General features: G+C 56.0%; 18 protein-coding genes. 9 read left to right on the top strand and 9 right to left on the bottom strand.

Annotated features, from left to right (window positions below):
• Positions 1 to 412 precede the first annotated feature (412 nt).
• The 6 genes from ACZ89E_RS15125 to ACZ89E_RS15100 all read left to right on the top strand — a co-directional run bounded on the left by ACZ89E_RS15125 (position 413) and on the right by ACZ89E_RS15100 (position 3,606).
• Positions 413 to 619, top strand: coding sequence for a hypothetical protein (locus ACZ89E_RS15125; protein ID WP_476255965.1), 207 nt, complete (start codon positions 413 to 415; stop codon positions 617 to 619).
• Complete coding sequence (locus tag ACZ89E_RS15120; protein ID WP_476255964.1) at positions 616 to 1,023, top strand: hypothetical protein; 408 nt, start codon at positions 616 to 618, stop codon at positions 1,021 to 1,023. The genes ACZ89E_RS15125 and ACZ89E_RS15120 overlap by 4 nt, the downstream gene beginning before the upstream one ends.
• 175 nt (positions 1,024 to 1,198) lie before the next feature.
• Positions 1,199 to 1,540: an immunity protein Imm33 domain-containing protein gene (locus ACZ89E_RS15115; protein ID WP_476255963.1), complete on the top strand. Its 342-nt coding sequence runs from the start codon at positions 1,199 to 1,201 to the stop codon at positions 1,538 to 1,540.
• Between the two features lie 269 nt (positions 1,541 to 1,809).
• Positions 1,810 to 2,805 carry an ankyrin repeat domain-containing protein gene (locus ACZ89E_RS15110; RefSeq protein ID WP_149657109.1) on the top strand — a complete coding sequence of 332 codons (996 nt, stop codon included), beginning with the start codon at positions 1,810 to 1,812 and terminating at the stop codon, positions 2,803 to 2,805.
• A 37-nt stretch (positions 2,806 to 2,842) separates the two neighbouring features.
• Positions 2,843 to 3,235, top strand: a complete 393-nt coding sequence (locus tag ACZ89E_RS15105) for a hypothetical protein (RefSeq protein WP_149657108.1) — start codon at positions 2,843 to 2,845, stop codon at positions 3,233 to 3,235.
• A 107-nt stretch (positions 3,236 to 3,342) separates the two neighbouring features.
• Positions 3,343 to 3,606, top strand: coding sequence for a PAAR domain-containing protein (locus ACZ89E_RS15100; protein ID WP_163909000.1), 264 nt, complete (start codon positions 3,343 to 3,345; stop codon positions 3,604 to 3,606).
• 13 nt (positions 3,607 to 3,619) lie between these two features.
• Here the strand turns inward: ACZ89E_RS15100 and ACZ89E_RS15095 are convergent, their stop codons facing one another.
• Entirely contained in the window at positions 3,620 to 4,918 is a 1,299-nt protein-coding gene (locus ACZ89E_RS15095; RefSeq protein WP_149657106.1) for a mechanosensitive ion channel family protein, read from the bottom strand.
• 193 nt (positions 4,919 to 5,111) lie between these two features.
• Here ACZ89E_RS15095 and ACZ89E_RS15090 point away from each other — a divergent pair, with 193 nt between their 5' ends.
• Positions 5,112 to 6,458: a DEAD/DEAH box helicase gene (locus ACZ89E_RS15090; RefSeq protein WP_123406347.1), complete on the top strand. Its 1,347-nt coding sequence runs from the start codon at positions 5,112 to 5,114 to the stop codon at positions 6,456 to 6,458.
• 229 nt (positions 6,459 to 6,687) lie between these two features.
• On the opposite strand, the gene ACZ89E_RS15085 is transcribed toward ACZ89E_RS15090, so the two are convergent.
• The 4 genes from ACZ89E_RS15085 to ACZ89E_RS15070 form a co-directional block, all read right to left on the bottom strand.
• Entirely contained in the window at positions 6,688 to 7,287 is a 600-nt protein-coding gene (locus ACZ89E_RS15085; RefSeq protein ID WP_476255962.1) for a hypothetical protein, read from the bottom strand.
• A gap of 12 nt (positions 7,288 to 7,299) precedes the next feature.
• The gene (locus ACZ89E_RS15080; protein ID WP_149657104.1) at positions 7,300 to 7,884 is read right to left on the bottom strand and encodes a papain-like cysteine protease family protein; all 585 of its coding nucleotides are present in this window, start codon (positions 7,882 to 7,884) and stop codon (positions 7,300 to 7,302) included.
• A 274-nt stretch (positions 7,885 to 8,158) separates the two neighbouring features.
• A complete protein-coding gene (locus tag ACZ89E_RS15075; RefSeq protein ID WP_476255961.1) occupies positions 8,159 to 8,434 on the bottom strand; it encodes a hypothetical protein in 276 nt (91 codons plus the stop codon).
• Positions 8,435 to 8,723: 289 nt separating this feature from the next.
• The gene (locus ACZ89E_RS15070) at positions 8,724 to 9,464 is read right to left on the bottom strand and encodes an SDR family oxidoreductase (RefSeq protein ID WP_476255960.1); all 741 of its coding nucleotides are present in this window, start codon (positions 9,462 to 9,464) and stop codon (positions 8,724 to 8,726) included.
• Positions 9,465 to 9,567: 103 nt separating this feature from the next.
• On the opposite strand from ACZ89E_RS15070, the gene ACZ89E_RS15065 reads away from it, so the two are divergent.
• On the top strand, positions 9,568 to 10,473 hold the full coding sequence (locus ACZ89E_RS15065; RefSeq protein ID WP_476255959.1) for a LysR family transcriptional regulator: 906 nt from the start codon (positions 9,568 to 9,570) through the stop codon (positions 10,471 to 10,473).
• A gap of 97 nt (positions 10,474 to 10,570) precedes the next feature.
• Here the strand turns inward: ACZ89E_RS15065 and ACZ89E_RS15060 are convergent, their stop codons facing one another.
• Complete coding sequence (locus tag ACZ89E_RS15060) at positions 10,571 to 11,305, bottom strand: DUF899 domain-containing protein (protein WP_476255958.1); 735 nt, start codon at positions 11,303 to 11,305, stop codon at positions 10,571 to 10,573.
• Positions 11,306 to 11,482: 177 nt separating this feature from the next.
• Here ACZ89E_RS15060 and ACZ89E_RS15055 point away from each other — a divergent pair, with 177 nt between their 5' ends.
• Positions 11,483 to 11,872, top strand: coding sequence for a transcriptional regulator (locus tag ACZ89E_RS15055; RefSeq protein ID WP_169371102.1), 390 nt, complete (start codon positions 11,483 to 11,485; stop codon positions 11,870 to 11,872).
• Positions 11,873 to 11,944: 72 nt separating this feature from the next.
• Here ACZ89E_RS15055 and ACZ89E_RS15050 read toward each other — a convergent pair whose 3' ends face one another.
• The 3 genes from ACZ89E_RS15050 to ACZ89E_RS15040 form a co-directional block, all read right to left on the bottom strand.
• Positions 11,945 to 12,814, bottom strand: a complete 870-nt coding sequence (locus ACZ89E_RS15050; RefSeq protein WP_463259715.1) for a DUF6279 family lipoprotein — start codon at positions 12,812 to 12,814, stop codon at positions 11,945 to 11,947.
• An 80-nt stretch (positions 12,815 to 12,894) separates the two neighbouring features.
• Positions 12,895 to 13,614 carry a TorF family putative porin gene (locus ACZ89E_RS15045; RefSeq protein WP_476255957.1) on the bottom strand — a complete coding sequence of 240 codons (720 nt, stop codon included), beginning with the start codon at positions 13,612 to 13,614 and terminating at the stop codon, positions 12,895 to 12,897.
• A gap of 208 nt (positions 13,615 to 13,822) precedes the next feature.
• Entirely contained in the window at positions 13,823 to 14,011 is a 189-nt protein-coding gene (locus ACZ89E_RS15040) for a hypothetical protein (protein ID WP_017337097.1), read from the bottom strand.
• Between the last annotated feature and the right edge of the window lie 56 nt (positions 14,012 to 14,067).

Raw genomic sequence — 14,067 nt, 5'->3', positions numbered from 1 at the left:
ATGCGGGCATTGACCACTGATAATTTTTACGGAATCAAGGCGAGGGAAGTTGCTCAATGAAAGGCGTTATACGATTGGGCGACTCCACCTCCCACGGTGGAGTGGTGCTCGAGGCGTTCTCTCAAGCCAATAAAGGGGGACGGATTTATTTTCTACCCCGTCGGTAAAGAGTTTAGCCCTGAAAATAATGTGCTCATATAATTTGATGGTGAAGAGCAAAAAAATGGCCAAAAAAATGGGACGGATTTATTTTCTACCCAGTTGCTAAGAAATCAGCCTAGGAAATAAGGAATAAAAAAAGGGGACAGATTTATCTTTATCCAGTCGGTAAAAGGATCAGCCCTGGAACTAAGGAAAATAAATAAATCCCCTTTTCGGAGTATGCGAAGGTCACGTGTCAGGCGTAGGTTATGTGAAATATTATCGCGATGCCGACAATAAAAGGTGGTGGTCTGAAGATCAGACCGGTCATGGGGAAAGTGCGTGGAAAGTTCATAATAAAAGCGGTGAGTGGATAGCTGATGCTGATGCGTATGGCGACTATATGGAAGGAAAGCATAAGGGTGATACAGGTAAGAATTTGAATTTTAGTTCTATGAAATGTAAAGGTGCGAAATGATTGAGACAGCGGAGGAGTTTGTTGCGTTACGCAGTAGTCAAATAAAAGACGAATACGATAGAGCTGCAATGGAAGAAGCTCCTGTATCAGTGTGGCGCGAAGTTATAAGTGAGTATCCTGGCTATAGGAAGTGGGTTGCGCATAACAAGACGGTTCCTCTTGAGATTCTTGAGGAGTTATGCGTTTTCTCGTCGGATGTGAGACGATTTATTGCCTCAAAAAGAAAGCTATCGCTTAAGCTTTTCGAGCTTCTTTCCAATGATTTAGATGCTAATGTAAGAGTCGAAATTGCAGCGAATAATAAAGCGCCAAGGACGGTCTTGGAGAGCCTGTTAATGGATGCAGATGAAGATGTAGTGAGTGCGGCAAAAAATAACTTAGAGCGGCGGGGATGTACTCGCTAGATTTTCTACTGGTGATTATTTCAAAAATAAAGGGGGGCGGATTTATTTTTTATCCAGTCGGTAAAAGGGTCAGTCCTGGAAATAAGGAAAATAAATCTGTCCCATTTTTTTTTAAAGCAGGGCTGACATGCTTCATTCTTCTCTAAATGTATGAAAACTAAGCTGGGGATCTGATATGCAGCAGGCTGAACCAATCCATCCCGACGAGGCACAGATAGAGGTATGTAAAAAGTACGGGCTGTCTGTAATACCGCCAGAAGAGATGGTCGCCATCGCCATCAACTCGCTTAATCAAACTCCGATTTATGGCAGCAGAGTTCAATTGCCTGAGGGTGGGAATGTGAGTTGGTTTATTCATTGCGGTGAATATTCTGCAACTGATGATTTTTACAAAGCTGTCCACATTCACCACTTAAGCGAAATGCTACCTGAGGTCTTAAAATACCTATGTTTGCCGACAGGTTCAAAATTCATCATTGATACTCAAGGGTATGAAGATGTTTGGATGGCCGAATGACGCAACGCTAAAACATCCGGGCAAATTGGATTAATAATCATTGATGGAGTCGCTGCAGCATGGCTACTTTCTGTGTTGCTTAGGGGGGGAGGTGCAGAAAAGGTGACGGATTTATTTTAAGAGCGTTGGCATGTAAAGAATAAATCCCTCAGTTTTTCTAAGTTGCTAATTTTGATTAGTTGTCGCGTGAGCTTAGTGATGATTCGTCGAGATCGCCTGAAATCGCTTCAAATAACGCTTAACCCACCATCCCAATATGAGATTTTTGTATGCTGCAATTAACTCCTGTCTTTAACCGTTTCCGAACTGCCTGCATCGTCACTTCGGTTCTCTTCTGCGGCCCGAGCCTGGTGCAAGCTCAGTCGGCGGACGTGTCCAAGCAACTGGATAATGCGGTACTTCAATACGCTTATTCCAAAGAGCAGAAAGATCTTGAGGCCGTGAACCGGTTACTCAAGAGTGGCGCCAAACCCGATATTCAGATTTTGTGGCATGCCGCTTATTACAAGCGTCCTGACCTGGTCGATCGTTTTCTTGAATTTCCGATTGATGTCAATCAGCCCATCAGTGACAACGGAGAAACCGTACTGCTGTCAATGCTGGGGCATATGGGCGATCCAGAAGAGCTCAAAGATACAACGCACATTGTGCATAGTTTGCTCAAGGCGGGTGCCGACACTAATGTGATTGCTCAGGGCGGGACTAATACCCCACTTATTGCGGCGGCAAAGCTAGAGAAGTCATCGGCGCCGGAGTTGATTAAGTTACTGTTGCAATTTGGTGCTGATGCCAAGATGGTGACGCCGCAGGGGTTTTCGCCACTCATGAAGTCGGCGTCTGATCTTGAGGTTATCAAGGTGTTGATTGCCGCTGGCACCGATCCTTATGGTGTCACCAAGGTTGGTTCAACCGCTTTGCATTTTGTTTGCGAGCGCGCCTATAACCTGAGCGATCAACCTGATCCGCAAGCTGCACAGCGGATTGCCCTGCTGCACAAGGCTGGCACTTCGATTGATGCATTTCAGCCACAGCAGCAGGCATGGCCTGTTGGTACACCTTTGCTGGAAAGTGCGATCCACCACAATCCTGACTGCACCAAGGCCTTGATGGCAGCAGGTGCTGACAAGGATGCTCTCGCTTTCCCTCCGGAATATGTGGCTGAAGATCCCAGTGCGAAAGGCCAGACGGTGCGTCAAAATGTACTGAAGTCGGCAAAAGATGTACCTGATCTGTATTCGGATGCCGTTGTGAAGTTGTTCCAGTAAAAACATTAAACCGAGCACCATTAATTTAAGGATGAATATGAAAAACGCAGCATTGATCTTCGTACTCACAAGCACTTTTTCAACCTTTAACGTCGCACAGGCAGAAGACGTTGATCCCGCAGCAATGAAGAATGTCTACGACTCCACACGCAACATTGCCGGTCTCATTACTTACTGCGTCGATAAAGGCTTTCTAAAGTCGGACAGTACTGAAAACGCCAAGAAGATGGTGGCGTTCGCGAAAGGTATGCCTGGCGGTGTGGACACCAGCGACGGGGATAAGAACGAAGCCTATGGTCGCGAGGGTAAGGGCAAGGGGCCAGACGGAAAGTACGAGCGCGTGGAAAGCGCCGCGCCCCAGGGTGTTGAAGCCTGGTGCAAAGAAGCCGATGAAGGCGTGCGTGAAGGGTTGAAGTCAGTCGGTCTGTAGGCGTTACTGCACTTGCCACTATGATTGCCTGGACTGAAAGACGCTCGCTGACTGGCGAGCGTTTTCAGCTGTCGGGGACGTTCGGTTATTACAGGGATGACCACATCATGAAAGACATCATTCGCTTGGGCGACTCCACCAGCCACGGTGGCGTGGTGCTTGAAGCCTTTTCCCAAACCGACCTCAACGGCAAGCCGATTGCCGGTGTCGGCCACAAGGTCAGTTGCCCACTGTGCAAAGGGATTTTTCCGATTGCCGAGGGCAGCAGCACCTACACCGTGGGCGGTATCGCGGTGGCGCTGGATGGGATGAAAACTGCGTGCGGTGCTGCGTTGATTGCCAGCGGGCCAAAGGGCGCAGTGATCAGTTGAGTATCGAACAGGGTTACATGACGTGTTTTTCGGGTTCGGGAATATGGCTTGCGCCGAGCACCGCTGGCAGCAACCCGGACCGCAAATCTCCACCACTCGGCTGTTGATACAGGCTCAAGCCGAACTCCGGCAGCACCGCCAGCAGGTAATCGAAGATATCGCCCTGGATCCGCTCGTAATCGGCCCACGCGGTGGTGCGGGTGAAGCAGTAGATTTCCAGTGGGATACCTTGGGCGGTGGTCTGCATCTGGCGGACCATGCAGGTCATGTTCGGCTGGATCTCCGGGTGGCTTTTCAGGTACGCCAGCGCATAGGCGCGGAAGGTGCCGATGTTGGTCATGCGCCGGCGGTTGGCCGACATCGCCGCGACATTGCCCTGAGCCTCATTCCAGGCCTTGAGTTCCGCTTGTTTGCGGCCGATGTAGTCGGTCAGCAGGTGCACTTGGGCCAGTTTCGCCTCTTCGTCATCGCGCACGAAACGCACGCCGCTGGCGTCGATGAACAGGCTGCGCTTGATCCGGCGTCCACCGGACTGCTGCATGCCGCGCCAGTTCTTGAACGACTCGGACATCAGGCGCCAGGTCGGGATCGAGACGATGGTCTTGTCGAAATTCTGCACTTTGACCGTGTGTAACGTGATGTCCACCACGTCACCATCGGCACCGACTTGCGGCATCTCGATCCAGTCACCGACCCGCAGCATGTCGTTGCTGGTGAGTTGCACACTGGCGACGAACGACAGCAGCGTGTCCTTGTAGACCAACAGAATCACCGCCGACATCGCGCCCAGACCCGAGAGCAGCAACAGCGGTGAACGGTCGATCAATGTGGCGACGATGATGATTGCGCCGAGCACGTACAAGACCATTTTCGTCAGTTGCACGTAGCCTTTGATCGAGCGGGTGCGGGCGTGTTCGGTGCGGGCGTAGATGTCCAGCAGGGCGCTGAGCAGGGCACTGGCTGCCAATAGAAGGAACAGAATGGTGAACGACAGCGCGACGTTACCGAGGAAGATCCGGCTGGTTTTGCTCAGTTCCGGCACCAGGTACAGGCCGAACTGGATCACCAGTGACGGCGTCATCTGCGCCAGCCGATGGAAGACCTTGTTGTGCCGTAAATCGTTGACCCAATGCAGCGCCGGTTGGCGGCCGAGCATTTTGGTGGCGTGCAGAATGAGGTAGCGCGCCACTCGTCCGAGGACCAGCGCCACCACCAGTAGCAGGACCAGCGCCAGGCTGGAATGCAGGAGCGGGTGCTGGTCGAGGGCGCCCCAAAGGTCTTGGGCATTGAGCCAGAGCTGTTTGATATCCATGGGCGAAAACGATTCTTCTGTAGGTTGCGTCGGGGCGATTAGAGCATTTAAGACGCTGTGGATGACGTTTGGAGACAAACCAGGCAACAAAAAAGCCACTGTTTACTGTCGTTTGTATAAAGAAACTCGGCCTTAGCGCTCGAAACCGTTACCCTATGCAGCTGTTTTTTTGTATTTCTTCGAGGTAGCACCCGTGTTTTCCCAATTCGCCCTGCACGAACGCCTGCTCAAAGCCGTGGCCGAGCTTAAATTTGTCGAGCCAACGCCTGTGCAAGCAGCGGCTATTCCGCTGGCGCTCCAAGGGCGTGACCTGCGGGTGACAGCGCAAACCGGCAGCGGCAAAACCGCTGCTTTTGTTTTGCCGATCCTCAACCGTCTGATCGGCCCGGCGAAAGTCCGCGTCAGCATCAAGACCCTGATCCTGCTGCCGACCCGCGAGTTGGCCCAGCAGACCATCAAGGAAGTCGAGCGCTTCGCCCAGTACACGTTCATCAAGTCCGGCCTGATCACCGGCGGTGAAGACTTCAAGGTCCAGGCCGCCATGCTGCGCAAGGTGCCGGACATCCTGATCGGTACGCCGGGCCGGATGATCGAGCAATTGAACGCCGGCAACCTCGACTTGAAAGAAGTTGAAGTGCTGGTGCTCGACGAAGCCGACCGCATGCTCGACATGGGCTTTGCCGAAGACGTGCAGCGTCTGGTGGCAGAGTGCACCAACCGTCAGCAGACCATGCTGTTCTCCGCCACCACCGGCGGTTCGGGTCTGCGCGACATGGTCGCCAAGGTCCTGAACAACCCTGAGCACTTGCAGCTCAACAACGTCAGCGACCTGAACGCGACCACCCGTCAGCAGATCATCACCGCTGACCACAACCAGCACAAAGAACAGATCGTGAACTGGCTGTTGGCCAACGAGACCTATCAGAAGGCCATCGTGTTCACCAACACCCGGGCCATGGCCGACCGTATCTACGGCCGTCTGGTGGCGCAGGAATACAAAGCGTTCGTGCTGCACGGCGACAAGGACCAGAAGGATCGCAAACTGGCGATCGACCGTCTGAAGCAGGGCGGCGTGAAGATTCTGGTTGCCACCGACGTTGCCGCTCGCGGCCTCGACGTGGAAGGCCTGGACCTGGTGATCAACTTCGACATGCCGCGCAGCGGCGACGAATACGTGCACCGCATCGGTCGTACCGGTCGCGCCGGCAACGATGGCCTGGCCATCTCGCTGATCTGCCACGGCGACTGGAACCTGATGTCGAGCGTCGAGCGCTACCTCAAGCAGAGCTTCGAGCGCCGCACCATCAAGGAAGTCAAAGGCACCTACGGCGGACCGAAAAAGGTCAAGGCTTCGGGCAAAGCCGTTGGCGTGAAGAAGAAAAAAGTCGACGCCAAAGGCGACAAGAAGAAAACCGGCGCCAAGGCCCCGACCAAACGCAAAATTGCTAACCGCCCGAAGACCGACGCCCTGTCGCTGGTCAGCAAGGACGGCATGGCGCCGCTCAAGCGCCGCAAGCCGGAAGCGCCGGCTGCTGAGTAATGCCGCGTAGAAGCTTGCGAACAACAAATCTGTGAAGGGGCGTGTTGTGGCGAGGGGGCTTGCCCCCGTTGGACTGCGCAGCAGTCCCATTCTTTGGGGCCGCTTCGCGTCCCAACGGGGGCAAGCCCCCTCGCCACAAAGCCCTCTAATCACCGGTTCTGTGTTGCACCTGAATGACCCAATAAAAAACCCGGACAAGTGTCCGGGTTTTTTTTATCTCCAGCGTTTATCAGCTCCCCAACAGCCCACTGGTGTCCGCATCAAAGCGTTGCTTGGCCTGATCCGCCACCGGTTTGAGCAAAGCAAGCAGCGCCGCCTCGCTGTACAACTGAGTGACCGCCAGTTCCTTGGGCGTTGGCTCAATCGGGATCAGCACGTCTTCACCGTCTGCATGCAGCCAGATCGCCACAAGGTGAATCGCCGAGACAAACAGCACCCGCAGTTCAACGGTTTTACCCTGCAATTGCGGCGACTGCTCCGCCAGTTTCAACGCAGCCACCGTGGCGGCCGCGATGGCCCCGTGGTTCAGCGAAGCGAACTCGACATGACCGCGGACATCGGCCAATTGCGCATCGGCAATCGTCACGCCATCGGAAAACACCAGGTAATGCCAATCGCCGAGCTTGGCGTCTTTCAGGCCTTTGCCGTGGCTCATGTCCTCCAGGCTGAGCGAGTAACCGCGATAGGCCTCGCTGAGGCTGATCTTGCTGGCCGTGGCGCTGGCGAACTGGCGATTAATGCCAAAGCCTTGGGTTTGCAGGGCGGCTTGCAGCGCCGGACGCAATGTTTGCACGCCGTTGGAAGGCGCCTTTGGATAAGTCAGTTGCATGATGTCGCCCTCCTAGTTTTTCACGGTGAAGTAAGTGTTGGTCCAGTTGCCGCCGCCGTTGTACGAACCGGGGAACGAGTTCAGCGCGCGGGTCGAGTAACCGTAGATGGAATCCGCGATCAACACGTAGTTGCCGTTGGTGCCATAGATCGTCAGGAAGTGCGCACCGCCGCCGTACCAGGCACAACGCAAACCGATCGGTCGGCCCATGTTGATCTGGTTCTGAATGGCCGACATCTGCAACGAGCCTTGATTCATGCCGTTGAAACTGCGGGTGATCCTCAAGGCTGAATCCAGATAGCCATACACATTGCACGGGCCTGGCTGATTACAGCAATTGCGGTCCAGCGCAGCAGTGGCCACGCCGCATTGAGTCCAGGACCCGGTGCCGTAATAGTTGCCGACCGAGGCGGACACCGCCGCCCAGCACCAGTTGGTCTGGGTTTGTGGCTGCATCGTGAAGTTGAGGCTGGCAGCGGCCAGTGCATTGAGTGGTGCCGCCGACTCGACGTCGACCAGGTGCGGGTTGAGCAGATGACCGGTCAGGCACCTTGGCAGTGTCTCGCCGGTGAATTGCGTTGCTTCAGTGGTTAACATTTTCAATCCTCCATGAGTGAAAGCTAGCGTCCAGCTAGTGGGGGGGTAGCGGTGTTGCTGAGCGATCGGCGTACGCGGTTTGCCATGTTGAATGGCCGGCTCCGATCCAGGCTCGAGGTAACCTTAGGCGCGGTTATGCGTTTGTGCAATAATTAAATGCACTAGTGCAAAATCAAAGTCAAAAGATCGCAGCCTTCGGCGGCTCCTACGGGAATGTCGGTCTTACACGATCCCCGTAGGAGTTGCCGAAGGCTGCGATCTTTTGATCTTGCCTCTAACTCTCAGCCTTCTTATCCGCCGCATCCAATTCCTTCAACCGCTGATCAATCAACTGGCACTTGTCCGGCAAATCCGCGCTGGCTGTGCCGAGATCCATCTTCTGCAACTCATCGTTAATCTCCTTGGCCTTCTTCGGATTCTGCTCGGTGAGCCGGGTCACTTCCTTGGCCAGTTGTTCACGTTTGGCGGTGGCTTCCTCGGGTGTGCAAGCCCAGGCGGGCAGGGCGCAAGCGAGGGTGGCGGCGAGGGTTAGTTTCAGCAGGGTTTTCATGGGGCAGGCCTCAGTTCCGGTTAAGGCGGGTTATCCGGTTGAGGGTTGTCGGATGAAAAAAGTTCAGCACAGGTGCGAGAGCTGACGAAGGTCGGTGATGGGCTATTTACGGCGGTCCGTCATGCGGCCTCTATATGGCCATCAATTTTGCCTGCTCCCGGGACATCCACTAGCGAAAAGAACGGCACGCTTAAACGCTTCTCGCAGTTGGAGACGCAAGACGATTCCGATCAACCGTTCCAGGTCTCCGGTTACGCGAGTGGGGTGGAAGGTGCGGGTTCGACAGTGCTCACCGCATCATCAACCCCCCATCCACCGCGTACTGGCTGCCAGTAACATAAGCCGCATCATCTGAAAGCAGAAATAGCGCCACTGCCGCCGCTTCGCTCGCCGTTCCCATGCGTTTCAATGCCAGCCGGTTTACAACGCCTTCCTCAAATTCCTTGCGCATGGGCTCCAGCATAAAACTCCGAAATGGGCTTTCTATAGGCCCCGGCACTAACACATTAACCCTGATACCACGCTCGCCCAGCGCCGCCGCAAAACAGCGGGCCATGGATATCAGCGCACCTTTGCTGGCCGCATAAACACTCGCCATGGGCGCGGCTTCATAGGCAGAAGTAGATGAAGTGAGGACAACCGAGGCGCCTGGGTTCAGCAGGTTTGTCAGGCTGGCGATTTGCAGCATCGGCCCTCGGGCGTTGGCGTTCATCATGCGGTCGAAAAACTCGGCGCTGGTGTCCTCGATCCCTGCGACTCGCGCATAGCCGGCGTTCAGCCATAGTCCATCGAGCCCACCCAACGCTGCGACGGTGTTGGCCAGTTCTTCGGCTGCTGTCGGTTGTGAAGCGTCGTTCTGGAACACCAGGGCCTCGGCAGGTAGCTTCCGTCGGGCATCATTCAGATGCGCCCGGCTGAGCCCGGTCACCGCCACCGCTCCGCCTTCTTCCACGATACGGATAGCCCCCGCCAGCCCGATGCCGCTGGTGCCCCCGGTGATCAGAATGCGTTTTCCGGTAAATCTGCCCATCCGTCGTCTCCTTGCCGTTTTGGACTCCAATCCAGTATTACGCCAAGGGATTGCTTTGATAATGCGTTAGTATCCGAACGACTTATTAAGGAACCCATACATAATGCGAGGCAGTGAATACGCCCAGCTTCGGGCCTTCGTCGCGGTGGTCGAGCATGGCAGTTTCGTGCGGGCGGCGGCGCATCTGGGGATGTCGGCGTCAGCGCTGAGCCAGACCATCCGTCAGCTGGAAGAGCGTCTGGATGTGCGCCTGCTCAACCGCACCACCCGCAGCGTGTCGCCGAGCGATGCCGGTGCGCGGCTGTTGTTGCGCCTGCAACCGGCGCTGAACGAGGTGGACGCGGCTCTGGCTGGGGTCACGCAATCGCCGGGGACGCCTAGCGGCCGGCTGCGCATCAATGCGCCAAGGATCGCGGCGATTCATTACCTGGCGCCGCTGATTGGTCCTTTCCTCAATACGTATCCCGGCGTGAGCCTCGACATCGTGACCGATGAGCGTTTGGTGGACATGGTGGCGGGCGGTTTTGATGTGGGTATTCGGCTTGGTGAAAGCCTCGACCAGGACATGATCGCCGTGGAGTTGAGCGGGCATCTGGAAATGATGGTCGTGGCCTCACCGGCCTACATCGAGCAATTCGGCACGCCGCATACGCCTCACGATTTGAGCGAGCATCAGTGCCTGTCTTATCGCTGGCCCACCGATGGCAGCCTTTATCGCTGGGAGTTCGAGCGTGCGGGTGAACGCCTCGCGATTTCGGTCAACGGTCCGCTGGTGGTCACCGAACCGGAGATGCTCACCCGTGTGGCGCTTGAAGGCGCTGGTATTGCGTACCTGTTTGAGCATCAGGTTCGGGAGCACATCAGCGCTGGCCGGTTGGTCCATCTGTTGCAGGACTGGACACCGGCCTTTCCCGGTTTTTACCTTTATTACCCGAGTCAGCGGCAGATGGCACCGGCGCTGCGGGCGTTTCTGGATTTTGTGAAGAAGCCGATGCCACCGGACTCCTGATTCTTTGTAGGAGCGAGGCTGCCCGCGAAAGCGATTTCATGATCAACCGAGATGTTGAATGCTAAATCGCTTGCGCGAGCAATTGCACTCCAGGGCGCTATCCGCCATGGCAGCAACTGGCCGACGCCTTGTCGTCGTATTTGTCGTGGTGCTTCACCCACTCCATGATTTCTTCTTCATTGCGGCCCTTGGGCGTCAGGTCGAGGTAGTTGTAGGCGCCGACCAGCAGGTCCAGACCTCGTTCGTAGGTGGAGTAGGTGTGGAAGATGTCGCCGGCTTCGTTGCGATAAAACACGCTGAGGCCGGGCATTTCTTCCTCGGTCCAGTCAGATTTTTCGTAGTTGTAGGTAGCCGTTCCGGCCGCGACGTCTTCAGCTCGGGCGGAGACGCCAAAGTCGTAGTTGAAATCGCAACCTTCTGACGACACCCAATCGAATTTCCAGCCCATGCGCCGCTTGAAGGCCTGGAATTCGGCGAATGGCGCGTGGGAAACCGCCACCACCGCCACGTCATGGTGGGCCAGGTGCAGGTTGGCGCCGTCGATGTGGTCGGACAGGAACGAGCAGCCGGTGCAGCCTGCGTCCCAGCCTTTGGCGAACATGAAGTGATAAATGATGAGTTGGCTGTGGTCGCCGAACAGGTCGGCCAGTTTCAGTTCGCCGTTTGGGCCTTGGAAGTGGTAGTCCTTGTCGATCTTCACCCAGGGCAGGGCGCGGCGTTCGGCGCTGAGTTTGTCGCGTTCTTTGGTGAAGTCTTTTTCGTGGGCCAAGTGTTGCTTGCGGGCGGCGAGCCATTCTTCTCGCGATACGACGGGATGATTCTGAATGTTCATCGGATTTCTCCTGCGCAGTGCTGGGGAGGTCACTTACACCGGTTAGTCGTTTGACCTGTGGAAAATTCGACATACCGCCGATCGGCGCCGTTCAAAACCTCGGCTGAACGGCTAACCGCCGCGCCGGTCACAACCTATGAAGGCCATCACACACTCTGGCTTGGAGGTTGAATCAGGATGACGACTTATAACTGGGATTTGATTGAGCGCTTGCTACACGAAGTGCAACACGGTGAAGGCAGCTACACGCCACGCGCCTATGCCGAGCAGTACGCGGCGGAGAAAGCCTCCGAGGGCGAGCAGACTGAAAACCTGGACCATCTGAAAGCGGTGGCCGGCGAGTACGAAAAATTACTGCTGGAACGCGGCTATATCGAGCCCCGGCCCGAAGAGCAGGGCGGCTCTGGTTCGAATTACATTTTGACGCCGCGAGGTTCGAGCCTGTTGAGCCTGATCGACAGCAGCATTCCGGGGAATGACCATCCGCGCCAAGTGCTGGATGAACAGGCGGATGCGCTGGATGAAGTGACGTTTGATGAGGTGGCATCGAAGGCGCAGATTGCTTAGATCGATAAAAGCATCGCGGGCAAGCCTTGCTCCTACCCAAGGCTTGCCCGCGATAATTCTCACTGTGCCGAGTTACCCCTGCTTCACCGCCTTCAAACACTTCAAATTGTTGAAATCATTCCTCACCCCATCAATCTTCTTCAACAACCGCTCGCGCTGAGCCGGTGTGCTCTCGGCCATCAGATCCACCAGCAACCCGCGAGCCTGGTCCTCGGTATTGGCGTAGGCCTGGCGGTAAGCCGGTGTCCATAAACTCTCGCGATTGACCAGAAGTGTCTCGATTCGTTGTGGGAATTCTGGACTCTGGCGTTGTGCGACGGCCGCGCTGAATTGCTTCTGCCAGTGCACGCGGTTGGCGATCCATTGCTGATTTTGATCGCCCAGGGCGTTCGACCAGGCCATCACCCGTTGCTGCTGGGTGGGGCTGAGGGGGCCGAGCCAGTCATTCAGGCGTTTGTCCATGCGCGCGCCACGGTCCTTGATTTGCTGGTCGAGGGACGGCTTGAGGTATTCCTCCTGGCGTTTGCGCTGGTCCTTGGCGAAGGCGTCGTTCATCTCCGCCACTTGTTGGTCATTCAAGTCCTGCAGCAACTCGATGGCCGACGGGGTGATTTCCCGGGCGGTCTGGGCGATGGCTTGTTTGGCTTCCTGGGTGCGGGCCTTGAGCGCGTCGTCGGTGACCTGGTTGGTCTCGACCATGGTCTGCAAGCGGTCCAGCCAATCAAGGTAACCCGGCAGCTGCGTGGTGCAGTGCCAGCTCAAGTGTTCCTTGAGGCGTTCGTTGAACCAGCCTTTTTGTTCGCCGTTCATGTCCAGGTAGTCGCTGAGCGTCCACGGGATGATCACGTCGAGGTTGCGGTAAGCCAGTCCCATGCGGCTGCACGCGCCGAGGGCCAGGGTGATGGTGAGGAGGAGGGCAACGCGTTTGAACCAGCGCGACATGGGCGAATCCTTGCGAAGGCCTGGCTTCTTCAATGTGATTGTCTATGTGAGCGCAAGATAAGCCCGGCAGTTCAAGCCAATCAATAGAAGGCGCGTTCGGCCTTGAGCGTTACCAACCCGTCGCACTGGCTGTTGTGCCCGGAGTAGGCGGAGCAGTCGCTGCCGCTGAGGTTGGAGTCGCTGTAGATCAGGTCCAGGTCGACGCCCATGAACGCTCGGGACAGTTGCAGTGACCAGTCGGTGAAACTGCCGACCATGCCGCCATCTACGGAAACCGGCGCGTTGAGCTGGTGGGTGGTGTACTTCATGCTGATCCCGATGCCGAACGGCTGGTTGCCACCGAGGTCCGCGAACACCGTGCTGTTCTGTTTGTCCGGGTCGTTGCTGAAGGCGGCGCCGAAACGGCTGCCGAGAAAGGTCAAGCCACCGAACAGCTCCTGGCTGTCGAGGGTGTCCACTTTCGGATAGCTGTAATGGATCATGCCGACTTCGTAGCCGAGGGTACGGTCGAAAGGCTGTTTAAAACCCATGTAGGAATCGATTTCGAGGTTGCTGCCCGGGTTTAGGCCGGCGCTCGGTGACCATTGGCCCACGTAGAAACCGCTGCCGTGGCTCAAGTCGAGGCCGCCGTGGAATGAGCCGGTGCTGGCGGGCTTGACCAGCCCCTGGGCCATGCTGCGGCTGGGCGTGGTGCCGAGCTTGAGGTCGAAGTCGCCCAATTCGCGCTGGAAGATTTGCGCGTGGGCGATCGAGCACGACAAGAGCAGGCTGCCGAGCAATAAGTAGGAGAATTTGAGCATGCGTCACTCCATGACAGCGAGGAAGCAGTGACCGAAAGTCTGCTGAAACGCTTAATCTAGACGGGTGCAAGCATACCGGCGAATGCTCGGCATTGAAGGCCGTTCGTCGATTTCTGAAATATTGATGGGTTTTGCGGGGTGTGGCGGGAGGGTTCCAGTCCAAGCGCTTCGAAGCTCAAAGCGCTTACGGACCAGTTAAAGCAGGGTGTTACTTCTTGCCGAGCGTGATTTGCTTCGACGGGCCGAATGTCTGGCCGCTGACGCCTTTGGCAATTTGCTGGATCTCGCCACCGGACTTGAGGAACGCAGCGATCTGGTTGTTGATCGATTCGCTGGTTTCAACGGCTGGAGCTGGCTTTGCTTTGCTGTTGGATGCTTTTACACGCATGGCGGCCATTAACCTGTAGAAAATTAACTTGGCCAGGCATCGTACAGGAAATACTTGACAATTGC

The sequence above is a fragment of the Pseudomonas sp. TE3899 genome, assembly GCF_056279105.1.
This window is presented reverse-complemented; position numbering and strand designations above follow the sequence as displayed.

Coding starts and splice junctions, on each gene's coding strand:
- ACZ89E_RS15120 (WP_476255964.1), top strand. CDS start 616: ATGATTGAGACAGCGGAGGAGTTTGTTGCGTTACGCAGTAGTCAAATA.
- ACZ89E_RS15115 (WP_476255963.1), top strand. CDS start 1,199: ATGCAGCAGGCTGAACCAATCCATCCCGACGAGGCACAGATAGAGGTA.
- ACZ89E_RS15110 (WP_149657109.1), top strand. CDS start 1,810: ATGCTGCAATTAACTCCTGTCTTTAACCGTTTCCGAACTGCCTGCATC.
- ACZ89E_RS15105 (WP_149657108.1), top strand. CDS start 2,843: ATGAAAAACGCAGCATTGATCTTCGTACTCACAAGCACTTTTTCAACC.
- ACZ89E_RS15100 (WP_163909000.1), top strand. CDS start 3,343: ATGAAAGACATCATTCGCTTGGGCGACTCCACCAGCCACGGTGGCGTG.
- ACZ89E_RS15095 (WP_149657106.1), bottom strand. CDS start 4,918: ATGGATATCAAACAGCTCTGGCTCAATGCCCAAGACCTTTGGGGCGCC.
- ACZ89E_RS15085 (WP_476255962.1), bottom strand. CDS start 7,287: ATGCAACTGACTTATCCAAAGGCGCCTTCCAACGGCGTGCAAACATTG.
- ACZ89E_RS15080 (WP_149657104.1), bottom strand. CDS start 7,884: ATGTTAACCACTGAAGCAACGCAATTCACCGGCGAGACACTGCCAAGG.
- ACZ89E_RS15075 (WP_476255961.1), bottom strand. CDS start 8,434: ATGAAAACCCTGCTGAAACTAACCCTCGCCGCCACCCTCGCTTGCGCC.
- ACZ89E_RS15070 (WP_476255960.1), bottom strand. CDS start 9,464: ATGGGCAGATTTACCGGAAAACGCATTCTGATCACCGGGGGCACCAGC.
- ACZ89E_RS15065 (WP_476255959.1), top strand. CDS start 9,568: ATGCGAGGCAGTGAATACGCCCAGCTTCGGGCCTTCGTCGCGGTGGTC.
- ACZ89E_RS15060 (WP_476255958.1), bottom strand. CDS start 11,305: ATGAACATTCAGAATCATCCCGTCGTATCGCGAGAAGAATGGCTCGCC.
- ACZ89E_RS15055 (WP_169371102.1), top strand. CDS start 11,483: ATGACGACTTATAACTGGGATTTGATTGAGCGCTTGCTACACGAAGTG.
- ACZ89E_RS15050 (WP_463259715.1), bottom strand. CDS start 12,814: ATGTCGCGCTGGTTCAAACGCGTTGCCCTCCTCCTCACCATCACCCTG.
- ACZ89E_RS15045 (WP_476255957.1), bottom strand. CDS start 13,614: ATGCTCAAATTCTCCTACTTATTGCTCGGCAGCCTGCTCTTGTCGTGC.
- ACZ89E_RS15040 (WP_017337097.1), bottom strand. CDS start 14,011: ATGGCCGCCATGCGTGTAAAAGCATCCAACAGCAAAGCAAAGCCAGCT.